The 20,986-nt window shown below is 37.9% G+C and carries 17 protein-coding genes and 1 riboswitch; of the genes, 8 read left to right on the forward strand and 9 right to left on the reverse strand.

What is annotated here, in order from left to right; translation table 11 throughout:
* Positions 1-4 precede the first annotated feature (4 nt).
* From BQ4443_RS09085 to BQ4443_RS09110, 6 genes are all read left to right on the forward strand, one after another.
* Positions 5-1,156: an acyl-CoA dehydrogenase family protein gene (locus tag BQ4443_RS09085; protein WP_071058609.1), complete on the forward strand. Its 1,152-nt coding sequence runs from the start codon at positions 5-7 to the stop codon at positions 1,154-1,156.
* Between the two features lie 284 nt (positions 1,157-1,440).
* A complete protein-coding gene (locus BQ4443_RS09090) occupies positions 1,441-2,730 on the forward strand; it encodes a CorA family divalent cation transporter (RefSeq protein ID WP_371128782.1) in 1,290 nt (429 codons plus the stop codon).
* Between the two features lie 31 nt (positions 2,731-2,761).
* Positions 2,762-3,229, forward strand: coding sequence for a DUF1178 family protein (locus BQ4443_RS09095; protein ID WP_023952455.1), 468 nt, complete (start codon positions 2,762-2,764; stop codon positions 3,227-3,229).
* 203 nt (positions 3,230-3,432) lie between these two features.
* Positions 3,433-3,957, forward strand: coding sequence for an SH3 domain-containing protein (locus tag BQ4443_RS09100; RefSeq protein ID WP_071058610.1), 525 nt, complete (start codon positions 3,433-3,435; stop codon positions 3,955-3,957).
* A 69-nt stretch (positions 3,958-4,026) separates the two neighbouring features.
* Positions 4,027-5,883, forward strand: coding sequence for a hypothetical protein (locus BQ4443_RS09105; RefSeq protein WP_071058611.1), 1,857 nt, complete (start codon positions 4,027-4,029; stop codon positions 5,881-5,883).
* Between the two features lie 25 nt (positions 5,884-5,908).
* Positions 5,909-6,841: a hypothetical protein gene (locus BQ4443_RS09110; RefSeq protein WP_023952448.1), complete on the forward strand. Its 933-nt coding sequence runs from the start codon at positions 5,909-5,911 to the stop codon at positions 6,839-6,841.
* A 152-nt stretch (positions 6,842-6,993) separates the two neighbouring features.
* Here the strand turns inward: BQ4443_RS09110 and BQ4443_RS09115 are convergent, their stop codons facing one another.
* Positions 6,994-7,800 carry a tellurite resistance TerB family protein gene (locus tag BQ4443_RS09115; RefSeq protein ID WP_256330969.1) on the reverse strand — a complete coding sequence of 269 codons (807 nt, stop codon included), beginning with the start codon at positions 7,798-7,800 and terminating at the stop codon, positions 6,994-6,996.
* 374 nt (positions 7,801-8,174) lie between these two features.
* Between BQ4443_RS09115 and BQ4443_RS09120 the strand changes: the two genes are divergently transcribed.
* Positions 8,175-8,660 (forward strand): YajQ family cyclic di-GMP-binding protein, encoded by a 486-nt coding sequence (locus BQ4443_RS09120; RefSeq protein WP_023952280.1) that lies wholly within the window; start codon positions 8,175-8,177, stop codon positions 8,658-8,660.
* Between the two features lie 189 nt (positions 8,661-8,849).
* Positions 8,850-9,428: a DJ-1/PfpI family protein gene (locus tag BQ4443_RS09125; RefSeq protein WP_071058612.1), complete on the forward strand. Its 579-nt coding sequence runs from the start codon at positions 8,850-8,852 to the stop codon at positions 9,426-9,428.
* A gap of 93 nt (positions 9,429-9,521) precedes the next feature.
* On the opposite strand, the gene BQ4443_RS09130 is transcribed toward BQ4443_RS09125, so the two are convergent.
* The 8 genes from BQ4443_RS09130 to acnB all read right to left on the reverse strand — a co-directional run bounded on the left by BQ4443_RS09130 (position 9,522) and on the right by acnB (position 20,708).
* The gene (locus BQ4443_RS09130) at positions 9,522-9,905 is read right to left on the reverse strand and encodes a hypothetical protein (protein WP_143000582.1); all 384 of its coding nucleotides are present in this window, start codon (positions 9,903-9,905) and stop codon (positions 9,522-9,524) included.
* Positions 9,906-9,971: 66 nt separating this feature from the next.
* A complete protein-coding gene (efp, locus tag BQ4443_RS09135) occupies positions 9,972-10,529 on the reverse strand; it encodes an elongation factor P (RefSeq protein WP_023952284.1) in 558 nt (185 codons plus the stop codon).
* A gap of 134 nt (positions 10,530-10,663) precedes the next feature.
* Positions 10,664-11,947 carry an elongation factor P maturation arginine rhamnosyltransferase EarP gene (locus BQ4443_RS09140; RefSeq protein ID WP_071058613.1) on the reverse strand — a complete coding sequence of 428 codons (1,284 nt, stop codon included), beginning with the start codon at positions 11,945-11,947 and terminating at the stop codon, positions 10,664-10,666.
* Positions 11,948-12,163: 216 nt separating this feature from the next.
* The gene (acnA, locus tag BQ4443_RS09145; RefSeq protein WP_143000583.1) at positions 12,164-14,860 is read right to left on the reverse strand and encodes an aconitate hydratase AcnA; all 2,697 of its coding nucleotides are present in this window, start codon (positions 14,858-14,860) and stop codon (positions 12,164-12,166) included.
* A gap of 568 nt (positions 14,861-15,428) precedes the next feature.
* Positions 15,429-16,622: an aminotransferase-like domain-containing protein gene (locus tag BQ4443_RS09150; RefSeq protein ID WP_071058617.1), complete on the reverse strand. Its 1,194-nt coding sequence runs from the start codon at positions 16,620-16,622 to the stop codon at positions 15,429-15,431.
* Positions 16,623-16,903: 281 nt separating this feature from the next.
* Positions 16,904-17,689, reverse strand: a complete 786-nt coding sequence (locus BQ4443_RS09155; RefSeq protein ID WP_071058619.1) for a peptidylprolyl isomerase — start codon at positions 17,687-17,689, stop codon at positions 16,904-16,906.
* Positions 17,690-17,710: 21 nt separating this feature from the next.
* Entirely contained in the window at positions 17,711-17,977 is a 267-nt protein-coding gene (locus BQ4443_RS09160) for a BolA family protein (protein WP_023952547.1), read from the reverse strand.
* A 136-nt stretch (positions 17,978-18,113) separates the two neighbouring features.
* Positions 18,114-20,708, reverse strand: a complete 2,595-nt coding sequence (gene acnB, locus BQ4443_RS09165; protein WP_023952549.1) for a bifunctional aconitate hydratase 2/2-methylisocitrate dehydratase — start codon at positions 20,706-20,708, stop codon at positions 18,114-18,116.
* Between the two features lie 167 nt (positions 20,709-20,875).
* Positions 20,876-20,981: riboswitch (TPP riboswitch) on the forward strand.
* Positions 20,982-20,986 lie beyond the last annotated feature (5 nt).

A 20,986-nucleotide genomic window follows, 5' to 3' on the forward strand; every position in this document is an offset into this window, starting at 1 on the left:
GTGAATGTTTACAACACAGTTAAGTGAAGAACAGCAAATGATCCGTGATATGGCACGTGATTTTGCGAAAAATGAAATTGCGCCACATGCAGAACAATGGGAAAAAGATGGATGGTTGGGTGATGAGGCTATTGCGCAAATGGGCGAGCTCGGTTTGCTAGGTATGACTGTCCCAGATACTGAAGGTGGTTCTTTTATTGATTATGTGTCTTATGCATTGGCTGTAGAAGAGATTGCGGTAGGAGATGCTGCGATGTCTACGATGATGAGTGTACATAGCTCAGTTTGTTGCGGTACTTTGCTTAAATCAGGTAATGAAGAACAGAAAAAACAATGGTTAGCCGATATGTGTGCAGGTAAAGTCATTGGTAGTTTTTGTTTAACAGAGCCACAGGCTGGATCAGATGCGAGTGCCTTAAAATGCCGTGCTACATTAGAAAATGGCGAATGGGTATTAAATGGTTCAAAGCAGTTTGTGACTAATGGCAAACGTGCAGGTTTAGCTATTATTTTTGCTGTGACTGATCCAGAGTTAGGCAAAAAAGGAATTTCGGCCTTCTTGGTGCCAACCGATAATCCCGGCTATATTGTTAGCCGTGTAGAGCATAAGTTAGGTATAAGAGCGTCTGATACTTGTGCGATTACGTTGGAAAATTGTCGTATTCCAGAAGCGAATTTACTTGGGGAGCGAGGAAAGGGTCTAGCGATTGCATTAGCAAACTTGGAAAATGGTCGAATTGGTATTGCCGCACAATCAGTTGGTATTGCTCGTTCTGCTTTTGAAACGGCTCTAAAATATGCTAATGAGCGTACTCAATTTAATAAACCATTGATACAGCATCAAAGTATTGCCAATATGCTCGCTGAAATGCATACTCAGATTGAAGCAGCTCGATTATTAGTATTAAATGCGGCGTCTTTAAAAGACCGTGGTATTCCGAGCTTATCACAGGCTTCTCAAGCGAAATTATTTGCGTCGGAAATGTGTGAAAAAGTATGTAGTATGGCTATTCAAATTCATGGAGGGTATGGCTTCCTAGAGGATTATGCCGTCCAACGTTATTATCGTGATGCACGCATTACACAGATTTATGAGGGAACGAGTGAAGTTCAAAAGATTGTGATTGCTCGTGGATTACAGGACTATCACGCTTAATATTGCTCAGGCTTAAATTAGGACACTAATTATTTTTTACGATAAAGGGTAGGTTTTTAATGACTTATCTTTTATCGTATTTTTCATCATAGAGGTTTTTTCACTAAATAGTTAGTATCTGTAAGTAGGGTGATTTAGCTGTTTTCATATCATCATATCATTTCATTGCTTTGTGCTATGTTACGTTTATACGTTAAATTCGTTTTATAATACCTTTCGTTAGTCATTATGCTAACAACGGTGCTGTTTTTTATTCTATTTAAATATGAGAGAGGAGTCTTATCATGCATGATAATCAAGAGGGTGTAGACCGTCAAAAACTTGAACGACTCAAAGAAATGCATGAAGCACAGGATCGTATCAAGGAAGCAGAGTATGAGCTTGAACAAGCTCATGAGCAGTTGCAACAGGCTGTTGATGAGTTTACTGAAGCACATGGTTCTGAAGAATTAGATGACATCATTGATGAAAACATCGAAAAGTCTTTTGAAGAAGGCAATAGTGATGATACAGGTGATGCTCAAACGGCTATTAGTGCTGCTATTGCTGAGGCTGAGGCAGATGCAGGAAAAGAAGTTCCTGTAGCTAAAAAAGCGAAGAAAGAAACAGGATTGGTTGCTTCTGTGGAATATGTTCATGGTAAAAAGCGTGAACATATTCCTTTAAGTAAACTTGCTGGTTATAAAAAAGATTCATCGCGTTTACTATGGGTGGGATTAAAAGATCCTACGGAAGAAGAACTGCTTAAGGTATGTAGAGATTTATCAATTATTGATGAGGCAGCACAAGAAATTATCCAACAGCATCGAAAACCTAAAATTATTGATTACGGTAATTATATTCAGTTGGTAGCCGTTACAATTACTCGCGAAAACAAAAAACTTGTATTTGGTGAAATGCAGATGATTTTCGGAGTAGGGTTTGTTCTCACCGTAAGACGAGGTGGAGCAATGACTAATTCCTCCTTGCGAGAGCGTATGGAGTCTTGCCCTGAATTAATTGCGCGTGGCTCGGACTTTGTAGTGGCAGAGATTTTAGATGTATTTGTAGATAGTTTTGCGGCATTAGCATCACGCCTAGAGGTGGAAGTCAATCAGGTCGAACAAAAAATGATGCTAAGAGGATTTAGAGAAACTGATATCCGTAAATTGTATAAACAAAGACGAGATTTATTAAGAATTCGTACATCCATTACACCGATGGTAGAGATTTGTCGCAAAATTGCCGTTATGAATAGTCCCATTATTGAGCCTGATTCACGTTCTTATTTCACCGTAGTTTCGGATCGTATTGCGAGGATTGATGAGCAAATCAATGCCTTACATGAAGCTTTAGCATTTGCTTTTGAAGCAAGTTTGATGATTGGTCAGTCACATCAAACAGATATTACTAAAAAATTAGCTGCATGGGCGGCGATTTTGGCTGTACCTACGGCAATAGCAGGTATTTATGGAATGAATTTTAAATTTATGCCTGAGTTAGAATGGCAGTATGGCTATCCATTGGCTCTGGGGTTGATGGGGGGTATCTGTGGTTTCCTATACTATAAATTTAAAAAGGCAGATTGGTTATAAACTATATTTGCTATTGGTTATGTGAATAAGAATGGGTTTTAAAGTTTTTAATCTTAGTTGTACTAACCATCATATGTTTGAAGGGTGGTTTCCTTCTGCTGAAGCATTGGATGATCAAACCAAAAGGGGATTGATTAGTTGCCCTTATTGTGGTGAGACACAAGTTAAAAAGGAATTATCAGCACCTTATGTAAAAGGTTCTTCTTCAGTACCTCAGACAAACTCATCTTCTAAAGAAAGTCAATTGCAGGATTTTCAAAGTAGCGCCAATATTGAACAAGTACGTGCATTGCTGATGAAAGAGTTTAGAAATATCATTAATAAAGCAGAGGATGTGGGTGATAGGTTTACTGAAGAAGCGATTAAAATTCATCATGGTGAAACCGAAGAGCGTTCAATTCGAGGGCAAGCTACGGCAGAGCAGAGAGAGCAATTACTGGATGAAGGGATTGACGTTTTTAGTATTCCTGATGATCTGGATCCAAAGAAACAGCATTAAATTTCCTTTAATTTGTATTATGTATATTGTTTATTTTGATTTTAGTTAAATTGAAACAAAATGCGTCCATAATGCTACAATTGTAAGATATTGCTTTTATATTTTATATCATGAAGTTGTTAGAATAGTAAAAACTCATCAATAAGAAGTAGTATGTTGAGGGGGCTTTTAGCTATTACGATGTTGTGTACAAAGGATAGGTAATGAATTATAAAAAACTGTTTATGATATCTATGTTAGGGGGAAGTATTTTAGCTGGATGTGCATCTATTGATGGTTTTCTGGAAAATTTAGGATTAAAGAATACGGATAAAGTAGCGCAGGTCTCTATTACTCCTATCAATGCAAATTATGTTTTCATCAAAACGGGCAATGTACGAATTGCTCCTAGCGATACTGCTATGAGTTTAGGTACATTAAACGCAGGTCAACGTTTTTTTGCTTTAGGTCGTACAGAAAATAACTGGATTGCTATTAGTGATACTAGTGGAAAAAGATTAGGATATGTTCATGCTAGTTTGGTACAAAAAGCAGGATCTAAAGTGTCATCAACCGGCAAGAAAAAAACAAAAAAAACTATGCAAACGGTAGTTAAATCGTCGCAAAAAACAGCAAATAACACTGAAAACTTAACTTCTTCAGGTGTAAATTTAGATGATATACCTAGTAAATCATCAGGTTCAGTTGAGCAGTCCAAATCTCATGGTGTAAATTTAGACGAATTGTAGTATTGGAAGTATTTCTATTACGATTAGAATCAGAAATCATTTATTGTCTTGATGGCTTAAAGGATAGTTATGTATAAAAATATAACGATTGCTCTTATGAGCTTATCGACCACCTTAGCTTGGGCTGAGGAATCGTATCAAGTTGGTTATTCAAAGAAAGAAGATTTGGTTATTATTGCAGATAATGCAAATGAATCAAATTGGTGTAAAACAGATTTGCAATTGCGTTTTCAGGCGGGATCGAATGCCTCTGAAGAAAGTGTAAAGGCATTGTTTCCAAAATTAGGTAACCTTTTCAATAAGTTATGTCCAAAAGCAGAAACTCTTACGTGGTCTTATGTTGACGTTCAGCATAATGTTGTTTTGAAAGGAAATACAAATAAGAGCCAAGAATGGGCTTTTGTATTGGAAAATAATGTAGCAAGTAAGCAGAAAGTTACTGCGGAGAAAGAGGAAGAATCATCAAAGTCTGATGTCGTTACTCAAACAACAATAACTGATAAAAGAACCGAAGAGTCGACTAAAGAGGTACCTCAAACTACTGCAGTAGTGGAAAATGCGCCTGTTCAATCGTCGACAGAAATATCATCAGAGCAAACAGTGGTCACTGATACAGTAGAAAAGATAGAGTCTGTAGACAAGATGCAATCCTTCCCAGTTTCAGGATGGAGACCTTTATTAGAAGAAGAACGTCAAAAACTTATCGCTAATTTTCAAACAATGAAAAATCAAGATGGCTGTAAGGTATTGAGTTTTTTTGATTTTAAAGGTCAAGAAAATTATGTTCAGATTATCACTAAGGGAGTAGGTTGTGATCAGAATGGTTTTCTAGATGGTGAAGGGACTGTCCGTGTGGAGCGCTCTGATGGGGAGGTTCTTCTTAGAGAAAGAGAATTTGTATTTAAGCATGGTTTACCTTTTACTGGCTATACGAAAATTTCAGGACCTCAAGAGTTGGAAATATTCTATACACCTGAAGGTTCGATTTTTAATCAGCATAAATTGTTTTTTGGTATTGGTTCTAGCCAAGAATTAAATGCTCATTATTTCTTGGTCGCATATAAGAAAGATTATGCGGGTTTTGGTGCATTTGAAGAGGGCAGTGATGGGCTTATTCTGACTAATCGTGCTGAAGATTTTAGACAAGCTAGCACAATTAAAAAACAATTAGAAACAGCATTTCAGTACTTTAACCATAGAACACATAATCAATCTTTTCACTTAAGATTGACTTTTGTTGAGGGATTACAGAAAGGACTAGATGAGTATTCAATGGAACAGAAATTGTATAGGACTGAATTTTCCCGTAATAGAGCTTATGGGAAAAATTGGCAAGCTTACGCTAAAGGTGAATGGAAGCAAGAGAAAGGTTTTGGAACAACAAATTATTTGTTTGAAAGAGAGCAACGATTAGCTCATGAAAAAGCATTAGAAGCAAAGCGTTTGCGTCGTGAAAAGGCGTATGAGGCAGAAAAACAGCTTAATAAGTATAGGGAGCTTCAAGCATTAGATTGGAGTACATCAGATAAGGTACAACAGAATATTTATCAAAATATTCAAGCAGGCACAAGAAATTACGTTGATATGCTTGAAGGAAAACAGAAAACATTGTCTAGCTTAGTCAGAGTTGATAGTATTCAAAATGGTAAGGCTCAGGTAGTATGGCCATATAGCATGGTATTGTCCCTACCTTTGGAAAAGGGTTGGTATTGGATTAGAGGCCAACAATCTTTCAGCACTACTCAGTTAGATAAGGTTGGTTTGCCTTTGACAGAGGTAACGATAGATGACACAGCAGTATTTAAATGCCAGCAAGAAATGTGTGCTGATTTACAAAATCCTCAAACTATTGCTCGTATCCAGTTCGGTATTCCAGACTGGTCCCCAGAGAAAGCACAGCAATTAATAATAGATGCAAGAAAGTAATGAGAAGAAAGGAAGAAGATTTAAGATGAACAGTAAAAAACTTACTATTATTATCGTTACAATTTTAATCCTGTTGCTGGGTGCTTGGTTTGGTGGATCGTGGTATGCTACTCAGACAGCAGAAGAGAGATTACAGCGATTTGTAGATGAGAAAGGGCTAGCAGATAAAGTATCTTGGAATAAAGTATCTGCGACACCATTAAAAACAGTAAACATTTCAGGTCTAGAAATAGCAGATCAATTATTTGTTGATGAGCTACAAATCAAAGATTTTGAAAATGAATCTAATCAACAACGGATTGATTTACGTGCAATTGGTATTAAAGATCAACGTGGTTATGCTCCTGATTGGTTATTGTTTGGTTGGGGGGCAAAGTCAGGTATGATAAATACTGCACCAGCAGATTTGAATTTCAAAGCAGACCTTAACTATAGTACCGGTAATGGATTAATCAATGTAGAGTTTGCGGCAAAGGATTTTCTACAAGGTAATGGCTCTCTTTCTATTAGCAATATTTATTCACTCAAAACGTTGTTACAGGCTGTAGAAAATAGTGGTTTCAAGAACAACACTTTTGGTATTTTTGGTCTATTAGGATCTATTGAAAACATTCAGTTTAATCAATTAGATATTGATTTTAAAGACTTAGGTATGTTAAGGAGATATATTGTGCTGAAACAACGGTATGATGGTGTGCCTTTACCAAGTAATCAAGATGATGAAGCGATGTTAAAAGCTTATCAGCAAAAGATGGATAAAGCTGTCAATGAATGTGCTCAAGCTCCTATTGTGCAAAATGATCGAGAAGCTTGCGTAAAAATTGTTGAAGTATTGAAAGGTGAAAAAAGTAGTTTAAAAGGTAGTATTAAATGTGTTAAATCTATCAGTCTTGGAGAGTTCTTGATGAAAGGATTAAATAATGGAAAATCAAATTCCATACGGTTAGAAATAGACTAATTAAGGATTACTAAAAACCAGAAGGCATTGCTTTTAGAAGCATGCATTCTGGTTTTACCTCTACGTTATTTGTCCTTCTTCCTTAGTAATTAGATTTTTAAGGCTCACTTTTAAAATTGTTTTACAGTAGAGGTTGGTGAGAATTATCAAGCCTAGATATTCTTAACTTGTGCTTCAAGTTCAGCTTTTAGAGAAGCGTCTAAATTTAATTGTCTAGCTAGCTCATCTAAATAGGCTTTTTCCATAAAGTTTTGTTGATTGCACATCGCTAAACTCATGGCATAAATTTGAGCAGCTAAGTGTGGGTCAGTTGCATAACTAGCAACGTAAGCAGGATCTACAGGGCGATCAAGTTCAGCTTGGAACCAAGCTCGATCTTGTGGATTGCTTAATTGTGCAAGATGTCCATCCAATTGGGCTTTTTCATCTTCTTGGATATGACCGTCAGCTTTAGCAGCAGAAATCATCGCAATAATAAGTGCACGGCTAGCCTGCTCTACCACTGGAGCGACAGCAGTATTGTTTTCAGTAGAAGCGATAGAGTCACTTTCAGTTACTGGATTAGACGCAGGAATTGAACCTCCTTGCGCAAAAATATCAGATGATGAGCTTTGTGCTTGTTGCGCCTGCCAGCGTTGGAATGCTTTGAAAGCAACAGTACCTAATGCTGCTAAGCCACCAATTTTTGCTAAATTACTATCTGTTTTTTGTCCTAATAAAACAGCTAATGCACCAGCGGCTAAGCTAGTTTTATCACCATCAGTTAAGACTGATTTGTCACCAGTTGTGGCATCTTTGATTTGATTAAAAATATCTGTACCTTGGCTTTGGATTTTATTCAAACTCTCAGACTGACGAGCTTGTTCATAGGTATCACGCGCTTGTTGTTGTAAACCGTCAAGAATATTACCAGCACCTTTGCCAAATAATTGTTCCAAAATATTAAATGCACTCATCATCTATCCTTTAAGAAATGAATAATATATAAAAATTGTTAGTTGCTTTAAAAAATGAACTCAAGTTGAACCAATGGTTAAATTGATGTCTTTTTATGACAACTCTACAATCTTCTATTGTATAGATTTATCTTAAACTTAATAGTTAAGAATTATTTAGTTTATTTCTTTGTGTCACAAATAAATAGCTAAATAACGTGTTAGTACCTTCATCTCTCTGGTAAAAAGCATAAATCTATAGCAAACAGATACTAGCACGCTATCATAACGACTTAATGACAGTGACTTTTGTTAAATAGTGCAATTTGATGGAATTTCAATCTTAAAACGGTAAAATAATTGTTAATAAGATGATAATTTTTATAAGGGATATAACTATGCCGTCATTTGATGTCGTAAGTGAAGCAGATATGATTGAAGTCCGTAATGCGGTAGATCAAGCAAATAAAGAAATTTCTACACGATTTGACTTTAAGGGATCTGATGCTCGTATTGAACAAAAAGAATTGGAATTGACAATTTATGCTGATGATGATTTCAAAGTGAATCAGGTCAAAGATGTATTGATTAATAAATTAGCCAAACGCAATGTGGATTTACGTTTTTTGGAATATGGTAAGCAAGAGAAAATATCAGGTGATAAATTAAAGCAGTATGCCACGATTAAAAAAGGTGTGACAGGTGATTTGGCAAAACGTATTGTTAAGCAAATCAAAGATAGTAAATTAAAAGTTCAAGCGAGTATTCAGGGTGATACGGTACGAGTTAGTGGCGCAAAAAGGGATACGCTACAAGAAGTAATTGCTTTGCTGAAAAAAGAGGTGAGTGATGCACCATTAAGTTTTAATAATTTTAGGGACTAGCTTTTTGTTCTAATGGATTTTTAAATACTTGCAAATGCAAAATAAACCTAATATTTGAAAGTTCAAGGAAGTATTACACTAAAACATCTAATTAATGTAAATATGTGGTAAACACCGCGAGAGATGAGTGTAAACACTCACAGAGAATAGCGATATTATGTTGTGATGACAATTAATGTAGGAGGTTTTATGAGTAAGAAGATTTTAATGCTTGTCGGTGACTATGCTGAAGATTATGAGACGATGGTTCCTTTTCAGTGTCTATTGGCATTAGGTTATGAAGTACATGCTGTTTGCCCAAACAAAAAATCAGGAGATACTGTCGCTACGGCTATTCATGATTTTGAAGGTGATCAAACATATAGTGAAAAAAGAGGGCATAATTTTGCTATCAACTATGATTTTGATGCTGTCAAGGTTGAGGATTATGCTGGTTTATTGATTCCCGGCGGTCGAGCACCAGAATACTTACGTATGAATGATAAGGTTTTAGCTATTGTTAAGTACTTTGATGATAACAAAAAACCAATAGCGGCTGTATGTCATGGAGCACAAATTTTAGCGGCAGCGGGAATCTTGCAGGGTAAGCTATGTTCGGCTTATCCCGCTTGTGCGGCAGAGGTGAAATTGGCAGGTGGTACTTATGCAGATATTAAAGTGACTGAAGCGGTTACGGACGGTCATTTGGTAACAGCACCAGCATGGCCTGCTCATCCAGCATGGATACGTCAATTTGTCGACGTACTGGGAGCGAAAATTACGTTATAGTGTTGAGTAAGTTTATCTATGATGGTTATGTTCAAGATAACCGTTTTATGCCATAAATCCCATTTCTTGTTTTTTGACTAGAGATGGGATTTTTTATTTTTTGAGTTGGCGTTTTTCAAGGTATTTACATAAAAGGCCACCGATAAATGCTAAGAGAGCAGCCATCATGCCGTAGTAAATTAAAAAGGCTTGAAAAATTTGTCCTGTACTCATTGTGGCTAGTTGCTCATTGGCAGAGCTTTCCATTAGGACTAACTGGATGTAGTTATATAAGGCACCGATAGGAAATGCTAAAGCCACTGTTAATACAAAACGAGGCAGAGAGGGTGGGGTATAGTGATAAATCAGAGCTAGTATTATGGCTACGACACCTAATTTATGTGCTGTCGCTAAGACATATTGTAAAAGGATTTGCCATGCAAGTTCAACACTGAGAGCTTGTCCTATGCCCATGGTACTAATTAAAGTAGCTCCCAAGATAATGAGAGCTACTAAAAAAAGTGCCAAAACAAAACAAGCGATAGTTTTGCTTAGACTTAACAATTACATTACTCGGCTACGATATTCGTTAGTACGGGTATCGATTTCGATTTTGTCACCAATATTGCAGAATAGAGGTACAGCAAGTTCAAAACCAGTATTGATTTTTGCTGGTTTCATTACTTTGCCTGAAGTATCACCTTTTACAGCTGGTTCTGTGTAAGTGATTTCACGAACGATAATTGTTGGTAGTTCTACAGAGATAGCGCGACCTTCGTAGAATACTACTTCAACAGTCATACCTTCTTCTAAGAAGTTAAGTGCATCACCCATATTATCTGCTTCAACATCATGTTGATTGTATTCTTCATCCATAAAAACATACATTGGATCAGCAAAGTAAGAATACGTACATTCTTTTTTGTCTAACACGACAACGTCAAATTTTTCATCTGCTTTGTAAACAGTTTCAGAACCTGATGCAGTTAATAAGTTTTTGAATTTGATTTTAACAACAGCAGCGTTACGACCTGATTTGTTATATTCTGCTTTTTGTACCACTAGTGGGTTGCCATCAACCATCACTACGTTACCTACGCGCAATTCTTGAGCGGTTTTCATTAAAAAACTCCGAGTGGAATAAATAAACGATAAATAAAAGCCTATGAAGAGCTTAGTGTTAAAAAGGAAACAATAAAGAAAGAGTTTCGTTTCCTGTATAGACTGCTATTTTATCTTGTTTATTAGCTGTTTGTCTAAAAATTAAGCAGAGAAAAAGACAAAGTTGGATTTTTGAGTAATTTTTCTCGATATTTTTGATGATACTGATGAGATAACTCAAGCATGTTGGGTTGTAAAATGTGAGTCAATAGATCCGCTAAATTCTCTCCTGGTTGATTCCATAATTGATGAAGTGAATCCAAGCTGATAAGAGAATTTTCTTCAGGGCATTGTTGTTGTCGATTACTTAACCATGCATTAAGTTTTTCTAAATGAGCATCTTCTTGTTGGTGGTAAATATGCCAGATAAAAGGCTTACCTGACCAAATAGCTCGAACAAAACTATCTTCACCACGCACAAAATTGATATCACAAATAGCAAGCAAATAGTCAAACTGCTCTTGAGGAATAAAGTTAAATCGTTGAATGTTAATAGTATTTAAAATATGTTTATTATGTATTGATAATGTGTTTAATATGCGTTCTGTATTGGTGGCAACACCATCGGGAATTAAAATAGTAGTGGGTATTCCTACTTGTGCGATTGATGTAAGAAGGGCTTTTACAGGTGCATGTGGATAGCAAAAAAGGCTAATTAAACGCTCTTTACGCACTAGTGCATGGGCAGCATTAGGATGAACATAGGTAGAAAGAAAGTCTACTTGTGCGGACTGATTCTGTTCAAATGCGGTGAGTGATTTAATTAGGTTTGGCTCGCGTAATAATCCTCCAGTTTTATCCGTAAATCCTGGGAAGAAAAAATATTTTGGTACTTTATTTTTTTGTATAGAGGGTTGTGCATGAAAATCTTCTACCCATGGCTCAGCACTTAGATACTCTAAGTTGAACCAGTATTGTGTTTTACCAGTCATAGCAGCTTGATAACAATCATCTAAATCTGTTGCAAATGCTTCAATAACAATAGCTGTTGGCACGGCTTGCTGAATAGTCTCTGTATTCCACTGATGAATATGGATATTAGCGAGTATTTGTTGATTGAGAGATGGGTTGAGATTGGGAGCAATTTTAGCAAAACTATGTAAATCATCCACCCAAAGACGTATAGGAGTTCGGATGAATGTTGAAGAACCAAGGTGACGACATACTTGGGCAATAACACTGTTTTCTCTCACCTGTAATTGTCCAAGTTGATAACGTATGACTAACTCATATAAATTATTAGCCAAACGCCAGCAAACACCAATATCACCATAGTTATCAATCACTCGACAAAAGATATCAATAATGGGGAAAGGGTAAAAGTCTTTTTCTAAAATTGGATTATTCTCATGAGATAACGAAGGTTGGTGTGTTGACATTAATATTTATCCACAAATAAGAGAGGGTATAGCCTTTAGTAAAGTATGTTTGGTGAGCTATTTAACCGTTATTTTTAAGATATGGGGAATAATAACTCAATTAAAAGCACAGTGGGCTCGGATTTACTCTTATGAGTTCATCTCAAAGCCCACATTAAAACTACTTTATTAAATTACTATTACTGGTAGTAATTTCTTACGGCAATAACAGATTTATTAGGCAAGCAATTGACGTAAGACGAATGGTAGAATGCCTCCATGTTGGTAGTATTCTACTTCAATTGGCGTATCAATACGTAACAATACGGTGACCTGTGTGCTAGTACCATCAGCACGATGGATAGTTAGGACAACATCTTGTTGTGCTTGAATACCATTTTCTAGACCTGATATATCAATGACTTCATTACCCGTAATGCCAAGTTTACTAATACTATCATCACCTTTAAATTGTAATGGTAGAACACCCATACCTACTAGGTTATTGCGATGAATACGCTCAAAGCTTCGTGCAATTACGGCTTTAACACCTAGCAATTGAGTACCTTTGGCAGCCCAGTCTCGAGATGAACCTGTACCATATTCTTCACCTGCAAAGATAACAGTTGGGGTATTGTGACTAATATAGCGCATTGCGGCATCAAAGATAGAGACTTGTTCTCCTGTTGGTTGATAGATAGTTTCACCACCTTCAACGAGTGAGCCATCTGCTTTGGGTGGAATCATTAAGTTTTTGATGCGGACATTGGCAAACGTACCACGAATCATTACTTCATGGTTACCACGGCGAGAGCCGTAGCTGTTGAAGTCACCTTTGGAAATATCGTGCTGGATTAACCATTGACCAGCAGGTGATGTTTCTTTGATTGAGCCTGCAGGAGAGATATGGTCAGTCGTTACTGAGTCACCAAAAATACCTAAGATTCGTGCTTGCTTGATACTAGGTATTGATCCAGGAGTCATACTGAATTGATCAAAGAATGGTGGCTTAGCAATATAAGTTGATTCAGGCCAGTTATATACGTTACCAGTGACGCCTTCAATACGTTTCCATAGCTCTCCGGGATTAGTCTTGATTTGTTCGTAATTTTGGCGATAAACGGTTGGTTCCATTGCTTGAGGAAGAAGGGCTTGAATTTCTTCATTGCTTGGCCAAATATCTTGTAGATAGATAGCTTTGCCTTCTTTGTTTATGGCAATTGGCTCGACAGTTAGATTTTTACGAATATTGCCAGCTAATGCATACGCCACTACTAGAGGCGGTGAGGCTAAGAAGTTTGCTTTAATATTTGGATGGATGCGTGCCTCAAAGTTACGGTTACCCGATAAAATAGCTGAGCAGACTAAATTATTTTCAGTAATGAGCTGATTGAACTCAGGTAATAAATCACCAGCATTACCAATACAGGTAGTACAACCATAAGCAGAAATATCAAAACCAAGCTGTTCTAGATAAGGCAGTAGACCTGTTTTTTCTAAATACTCTGTCACTACACGTGATCCAGGGGCTAAAGAAGTTTTGATATGAGGTTTAATCTGTAAGCCAGCCTCTACCGCTTTTTTGGCTAATAGACCTGCTGCGAGTAATACACTAGGGTTAGAGGTATTGGTGCATGAGGTGATAGCCGCAATTAGAATATCTCCTTGTTTGATCTCAATGCCATTTTGCGCTGTGTATGTTTTGTCTAATGCAGCCACATCTTGGTTAAACCCATTGTTTTGAATAGGTGCTGTAAACAATTGTTCAAAAGTCGATTTAATATTTGGTAAAACAATACGATCTTGAGGGCGTTTAGGACCTGCGACTGATGGCTCAATACTTGATAGGTCTAAGTGTAGTAATTTGGTATAGTTGATGTCATTGGCACGTGGAATACCATAAAGCTCTTGAGCTTGGAAATAAGCTTTAAAGGCTTCGATAGCTTCATCAGAGCGACCTGTGCCTTTGAAGTATTCGATAGTTTTGTCATCAACAGGGAAAAAGCCCATAGTCGCACCATATTCAGGCGCCATGTTCGCAATGGTCGCACGATTAGGTACGTTAATACTGGCTGTACCCTCACCACAGAACTCTACAAATTTACCCACTACTTTTTCGCGGCGTAGTAATTCTGTTAACGTAAGTACTAAGTCTGTAGCGGTTACGCCTGGTTTTAATTGACCTGTTAGCTCTACACCAACAACATCAGGAGTGAGGAAATAGACTGGTTGTCCCAACATACCTGCTTCAGCTTCAATACCACCAACACCCCAACCAACAACACCTACACCGTTAATCATGGTTGTATGAGAGTCAGTACCCACTAGTGAGTCAGGATAGTAAATACCATCTTTAGTTTTGTGAACGCCTGGAGCAAGATATTCAAGGTTAACTTGGTGAACAATACCAAACCCCGGAGGAACTACACCAAAGGTATCAAAGGCTTGCATACCCCATTTCATAAATTGATAACGCTCTTTATTGCGTTGAAACTCAAGTTTCATGTTTAAATCTAATGATTCTTTGGTGCCGTAATAGTCAATCATTACAGAGTGATCTACTACTAAGTCAACTGGTACTAGTGGTTCAATTCTTTTTGGATCTTTACCCATATTTTCAGCAACAGTGCGCATAGCAGCTAGGTCAGCTAGCAAGGGAACGCCAGTAAAATCTTGTAAAACAACACGTGCCACAATAAATGGAATCTCTTCCGTACGTTTGGCATTAGGTTCCCAAGTAGCTAAAGCCTTGATATGTTCATCGGTAATTTTGACATTATCTTGATGACGTAGTAAGGTCTCAAGAACAATACGGATTGAGACAGGTAGGTGAGATAGAGAGATATTGAGTTGTTTGGCTAGGGTGGGGAGTGAATATAATTGGCCGGTTTTATCGCCAATAGAAAACTGTTTTAAAGTCTGCTGAGCAAGCATAGCTTTCTCCATTTTGGGTTATGAAATATATCTTTATTTATACCTCAAAATAGAAAAAAAAGCTAATACGTCTTTTGGTTAAAATCGGACAAAAGGGAAGCCTGATTTTTAGTTAAAAAAACAGGTTAAGGTAATGTAAGTACTTTCGGCGTGCAGGGTTTTGTGGGGATAAGTAATGCTTTTTGAAAGCTAAACTTTTGGAAACCCTGCACGTCAAAATCCCAAGAAGGGAAGCCTGATTTTTAGTTAAAAAAACAGGTTAAGGTAATGTAAGTACTTTCGGCGTGCAGGGTTTTGTGGGGATAAGTAATGCTTTTTGAAAGCTAAACTTTTGGAAACCCTGCGCGTCAAAATCCCAAGAAGGAAAGCTTGATTTTTAGTTAAAAATGCAGGCTTCTGGGTGATTGATTGTCCCAAGAAGGGAAGCCTGATTTTTAGTTAAAAAAACAGGTTAAGGTAATGTAAGTACTTTCGGCGTGCAGGGTTTTGTGGGGATAAGTAATGCTTTTTGAAAGCTAAACTTTTGGAAACCCTGCACGTCAAAATCCCAAGAAGGGAAGCCTGATTTTTAGTTAAAAAGCTTTGCTAGATTAGCAATACCTGTACGGATTTTATCTTCTGGTACAGTGACAAAGCTTAGACGTAAGTTATTAGTCACAGGCTTGTCTGCCAATGGATAGAAAGGTTGACCAGGAACATAAGCTACTTTTTGCTCATCAACTGCACGTGGTAATAACTCAGTCGTATTGATACTTTCGTTAAACGTCAACCATAGGAACATACCACCAGATGGATGAGTCCATGTAACATCAATACCCTTGAAGTTTTCTTCTAGTGCTTCTAGCATATAACCACATTGACGTTTGTAAAGCTCTCGAACTTTGGGTAAATGTTCAGTTAAAAAACCATCTTTAACAGCTTCATAAACAGCCATTTGAGTGATAGAGGCGGTATGAAGATCGGTAGCTTGTTTTAATTGAACCATCTTGGCAATAATCGCTTCTGGAGCAATTACAAAGCCAATACGCATACCTGGTGCTAATACTTTAGAGAATGATCCCATGCGAATCACGGTACCACCATATTGCTGAGATAAAGCGAATAATCCTGGTAGAGCTTCGCCCTCAAAGCGTAACTCACCATAAGGATCATCTTCGATTAAAGGAAGGTTAAGCTCAGCACAGCGTTTAACTAAGGCAATACGACGCTCAAGGTTTAATGTACGACCTGTAGGGTTTTGGAAGTTAGGTAAGGCATAAAGGAAACGAGCATCTTTAGCAATCTCATCAGTCAAACCTTCTGGAACAAGACCTAATTCATCAGTAGGTACAGCAGCATAAGTAGGACCAAATTGATTAAATGATTGGATGGCACCTAAGTATGACGGTGATTCAAGAACTACTTTTGAGCCTTCATCAATAAATAATTTACCAATTAAATCAAGTGCTTGTTGAGATCCTGATACGACAAGAACATTATCAACGGTGATATCTACGCCACGAGCCTTGAAGTCGCTAACCACCCATTCACGTAAAGGGCGATAGCCTTCTGTGGGTCCATATTGTAAAGCGACTTTGGGATGGTTACTCATGACCGTATCATAGGCTTGTCTAAGTTTTTCGACGGGGAAGCCCTCAGGTGATGGTAAACCACCTGCAAATGAAATAACATCTGGACGCTCTGTTACTTTGAGGATTTCACGGATAACTGAGCTAGTGGCAGTACTAGCTCTTTTGGATAATGAGAAATTAAATGTAGTCATGATTGCTTCGTTCAAATTAGATTTAATGAACTATATTATCCCTTTTTTACGGTCATGGCTAGACTTAGTCTAAAAAGCATTGAAATTGTCGTGTAAATCCTAATTTAAAGGCAATTAGAGCATATAAATTAATGCACATAATTAACTCTCTGTGGATTATTACGAGGTGAATTATTTAGATGATTATGAATATAAATGCGTAAAAAACCTCTTATTGTTTATCACAATAAGAGGTTGGACTTTACTAGTAGTAGTTGATGATACTAGTCGTGATGATTCACTTATTTAATTTCAACTTTAGCTTTGTCACGAATTTCTTTAGCGTATTTCAACATAGCTTCTTGGCGCACTTGATCAGTTAATTGGGCTTTTACTTCTTCAAAAGCAGGTGCCTTAATAGGACGAGTGTCTACGACTTCAATCACGTGATAACCAAATTCAGATTTAACAGGTTCAGCGATAAGCTCACCTTTTTTGCCTGCTTCTACAGCTTTAGCAAATTCTGGGACATAACGGCTAGCAGGTGCCCAACCTAATTCACCACCTTCAGCACCAGAACCTTTGTCTTCAGAAGATTTTTTAGCGGCGTCAGCAAAACTAATTTTTTTCGCTTTAATGTCAGCGATAAGCTTTTTAGCTGTTGCTTCATCTTTAACTAAGATATGGCGTACATTGTATTCTTGGCGTGAACCTACTTTTACTGATAGTTCATCGTATTTCGCTTTTACATCTGCGTCTTTTACTGGATTTTTTTCTTCCCATTGCTTAACTAGAGCAGAGATTAAGAGATTAGCGCGTGCATTTTCTAGTGCCATTTGAAAGTCTTTATCTTTATCCACCCCAAGTTTTTCAGCTTCTTGCTCTAGTGCCGTTTGAGTAATTAAGTTTTCTAGCACTTTCTTTTTAGTCTCTGCATCAGCATCTTTCATACCCATGGCTTCTGCTGTAGCATTTACTTCTGCTTGTGTAATTGTTTTACCGTTTACAATAGCTGCATCTTGTGCCATAGCAGGGAAGCTTGCACCTAAAGCGATTGCAATAATAAGTGGTTTGATAGAAAGAGTCATTGTTGTTATTCCTTAAAAAAATTAAGAAGGTATTTTGGTAATAAGAGCTAAGGCATGAATAGGATAAGGAAGTAAATCGTTAAGCGTATCAAAAACTAAACGTTGCTGAGCCACGCGAGTTAATCCTCGAAACTGTTCAGAACAAATAGTCACTCGGAAATGACTTGCTCCGTTACGGCTTCCTGCATGACCAGCATGCAGATGTGACTCATCCTCAATAATTAATTCCAAAGGGTCGAGTTGTTGTAAACGCTCTTTGAGAAGGTCTGCACGAGGGTTAGATGTCATAAACAGCTTAATCCTATAAAAATGACTTATGGTAAAAGCCAACCCTGACTTTATATCAAGATTGGCTTTAAGTGTAGCGATTATATTAACAAAACTAGATAGTTTTTGTCCTCACTGAAACGAGGAGTAACACTATTTAGTCTAGTGTAACGCTCTCAGCTTTTTCTGCATAGCTTTCGATTTGATCAAAGTTCATGTAACGATAAATTTTATCGCCATTTTCATTAATCACACCGATATCAGCTAAGTACTCTTCACGAGTAGGAATGCGACCTAGACGTGAGCAGATAGCCGCTAACTCCGCAGAGCCTAAGTAAACATTAGTATCTTTACCTAAACGGTTAGGGAAGTTACGAGTACTAGTAGACATCACAGTTGCTCCTGTACGGACCTGTGCTTGGTTGCCCATACATAGAGAACAACCAGGCATTTCTGTACGAGCACCAGCAACACCTAAAACGCCGTAATGACCTTCTTCAGAAAGCTGTTCAGCATCCATTTTGGTTGGAGGGGCTACCCATAAGCGAACAGGGATATCACGTTTGCCTTCGAGCAATTTAGACGCGGCACGGAAGTGACCAATATTAGTCATACAACTACCGATAAACACTTCATCAATCTTCACGCCAGCCACATCAGATAATGTTTTCACGTCATCTGGATCGTTAGGGCAGGCAACGATAGGCTCATGAATTTCATTCAAATCAATTTCGATTACCGCAGCGTACTCAGCATCCTCATCTGCTTTTAACAGTTGTGGATTTGCTAACCATGCTTCCATTGCTTTGATACGACGTGCTAATGAACGAGCATCTTGATAGCCTTCTGCAATCATCACTTTTAATAGTGTGATATTAGATTTGATGTATTCAATGATTGGTTCTTTATTTAAATGAACAGTACAACCAGCAGCAGAGCGTTCAGCAGAAGCATCTGTTAATTCAAAGGCTTGTTCAACTTTAAGATCAGGTAATCCTTCAATCTCTAAGATACGGCCAGAGAAAATATTTTTCTTACCTTGTTTAGCGACAGTGAGTAAACCTTGTTTAATGGCATAGTAAGGAATAGCATTAACGAGGTCACGCAATGTTACGCCCGGTTGCATTTGACCTTTGAAGCGTACAAGCACAGATTCAGGCATATCTAGAGGCATTACACCAGTAGCTGCGGCGAAAGCAACTAAACCAGAGCCCGCAGGGAAACTAATACCAACAGGGAAACGAGTATGAGAGTCACCACCTGTACCTACAGTATCAGGTAATAACATACGGTTTAACCATGAGTGAATAACACCGTCACCTGGACGTAGAGAAATACCACCACGGCTAGAAATAAACTCTGGTAACTCGTGATGTGTTTTCACGTCTACTGGTTTTGGATAAGCGGCTGTATGGCAGAAAGATTGCATGACCAAATCAGCAGAGAAGCCTAAACATGCTAAGTCTTTTAACTCATCACGAGTCATTGGACCTGTTGTATCTTGGCTACCAACAGATGTCATACGAGGCTCACAGTATGTGCCAGGACGTACGCCTTTACCTTCTGGAAGACCACAGGCACGACCAACCATTTTTTGAGCTAATGTAAAGCCTTTGCCAGTATCTGCAGGGTCTTTTGGTAAACGGAATAGGGTTGATGGTGGTAGACCTAACGCTTCACGAGCTTTGGCTGTTAGACCACGACCGATAATTAATGGAATACGACCACCAGCACGAACTTCGTCAAATAGTACATCTGACTTCACTTGGAATTCAGAAATTACTTTACCGTCTTTTAGCGCTTTACCTTCGTATGGGCGTAATTCAACAACGTCTCCCATATTCATTTGGCTAACGTCTAATTCAATTGGTAATGCACCAGCATCTTCCATAGTATTGTAGAAAATAGGTGCAATTTTGCCACCTAAGCATACGCCACCAAAGCGTTTGTTAGGAATAAAAGGAATATCTTCACCAGTGAACCACAATACGGAGTTAGTAGCTGATTTACGAGAAGAACCAGTACCAACAACGTCACCTACATAAGCAACTAAGTTACCTTTTTCTTTTAGTGATTGGATAAACGCAACAGGACCACGTTTACCATCTTCTTCTGGCGTGAAAGGTGCGCCTTCGCGTTTGTTTTTTAGCATCGCTAAAGCGTGCATAGGGATATCAGGGCGTGTTGTTGCATCTGGAGCAGGTGATAAGTCATCTGTATTGGTTTCACCGGGTACTTTAAATACAGTGATTTTTAAGCTTTCTGGTACTTCAGGACGGCTTGTGAACCATTCTGCATCTGCCCAGCTTTGAAGAACTTCTTTAGCAAACGCATTGCCTTTGTCGGCTTTTTCTTTCACATCATGGAAAGAGTCAAACATTAACAATGTTTTTTTCAAACCATTGGCAGCGATTTGACCAAGTTCAGCATTGTCTAATAAGTCAATTAATGGGCTGATGTTATAACCACCAAGCATTGTACCCAATAGCTCAGTTGCAAGTGCAGGACTGATTAAGGCATTTTTTTCAGAACCGAAAGCAATCGCTGCTAAATAAGATGCTTTTACTTTTGCTGCATCATCAACGCCCGCAGGAACACGATGAGTTAATAAATCTAATAAAAACTTCTCTTCACCTGCTGGAGGATTTTTGAGTAGTTCAATTAAGTCAGCTGTTTGTTTTGCTGAGAGGGGGAGGGCAGGAATGCCTAAAGCAGCACGTTCTGCTTCATGTTTACGATATGCTTCCAACATAGTTATTTTCCTGAAGTCGGTTAAGAATAAATATTCTCTCTATTATAAAGTAAAAAAGCATTTTCGGTAAGTCTTATATAAGACTTGGAAAAACAAATTTGGCAAGGGAATCGAGTTGTTATTTGAGGTAGAGTTGTTATTTTTAGCAAACTAGGCTATATTTATGTCAGCCGAAACAGGGGTGCTATATTTCATAATGATTAATATGGCTGAGAATTACCCTTTATACCCGATCAAGATAATACTTGCGTGGGGAGTTTCTAACTACAACTAGCCTA

The organism is Pelistega sp. MC2 (genome assembly GCF_900099475.1).
Taxonomy (GTDB): Bacteria; Pseudomonadota; Gammaproteobacteria; order Burkholderiales; family Burkholderiaceae_B; genus Taylorella; species Taylorella indica.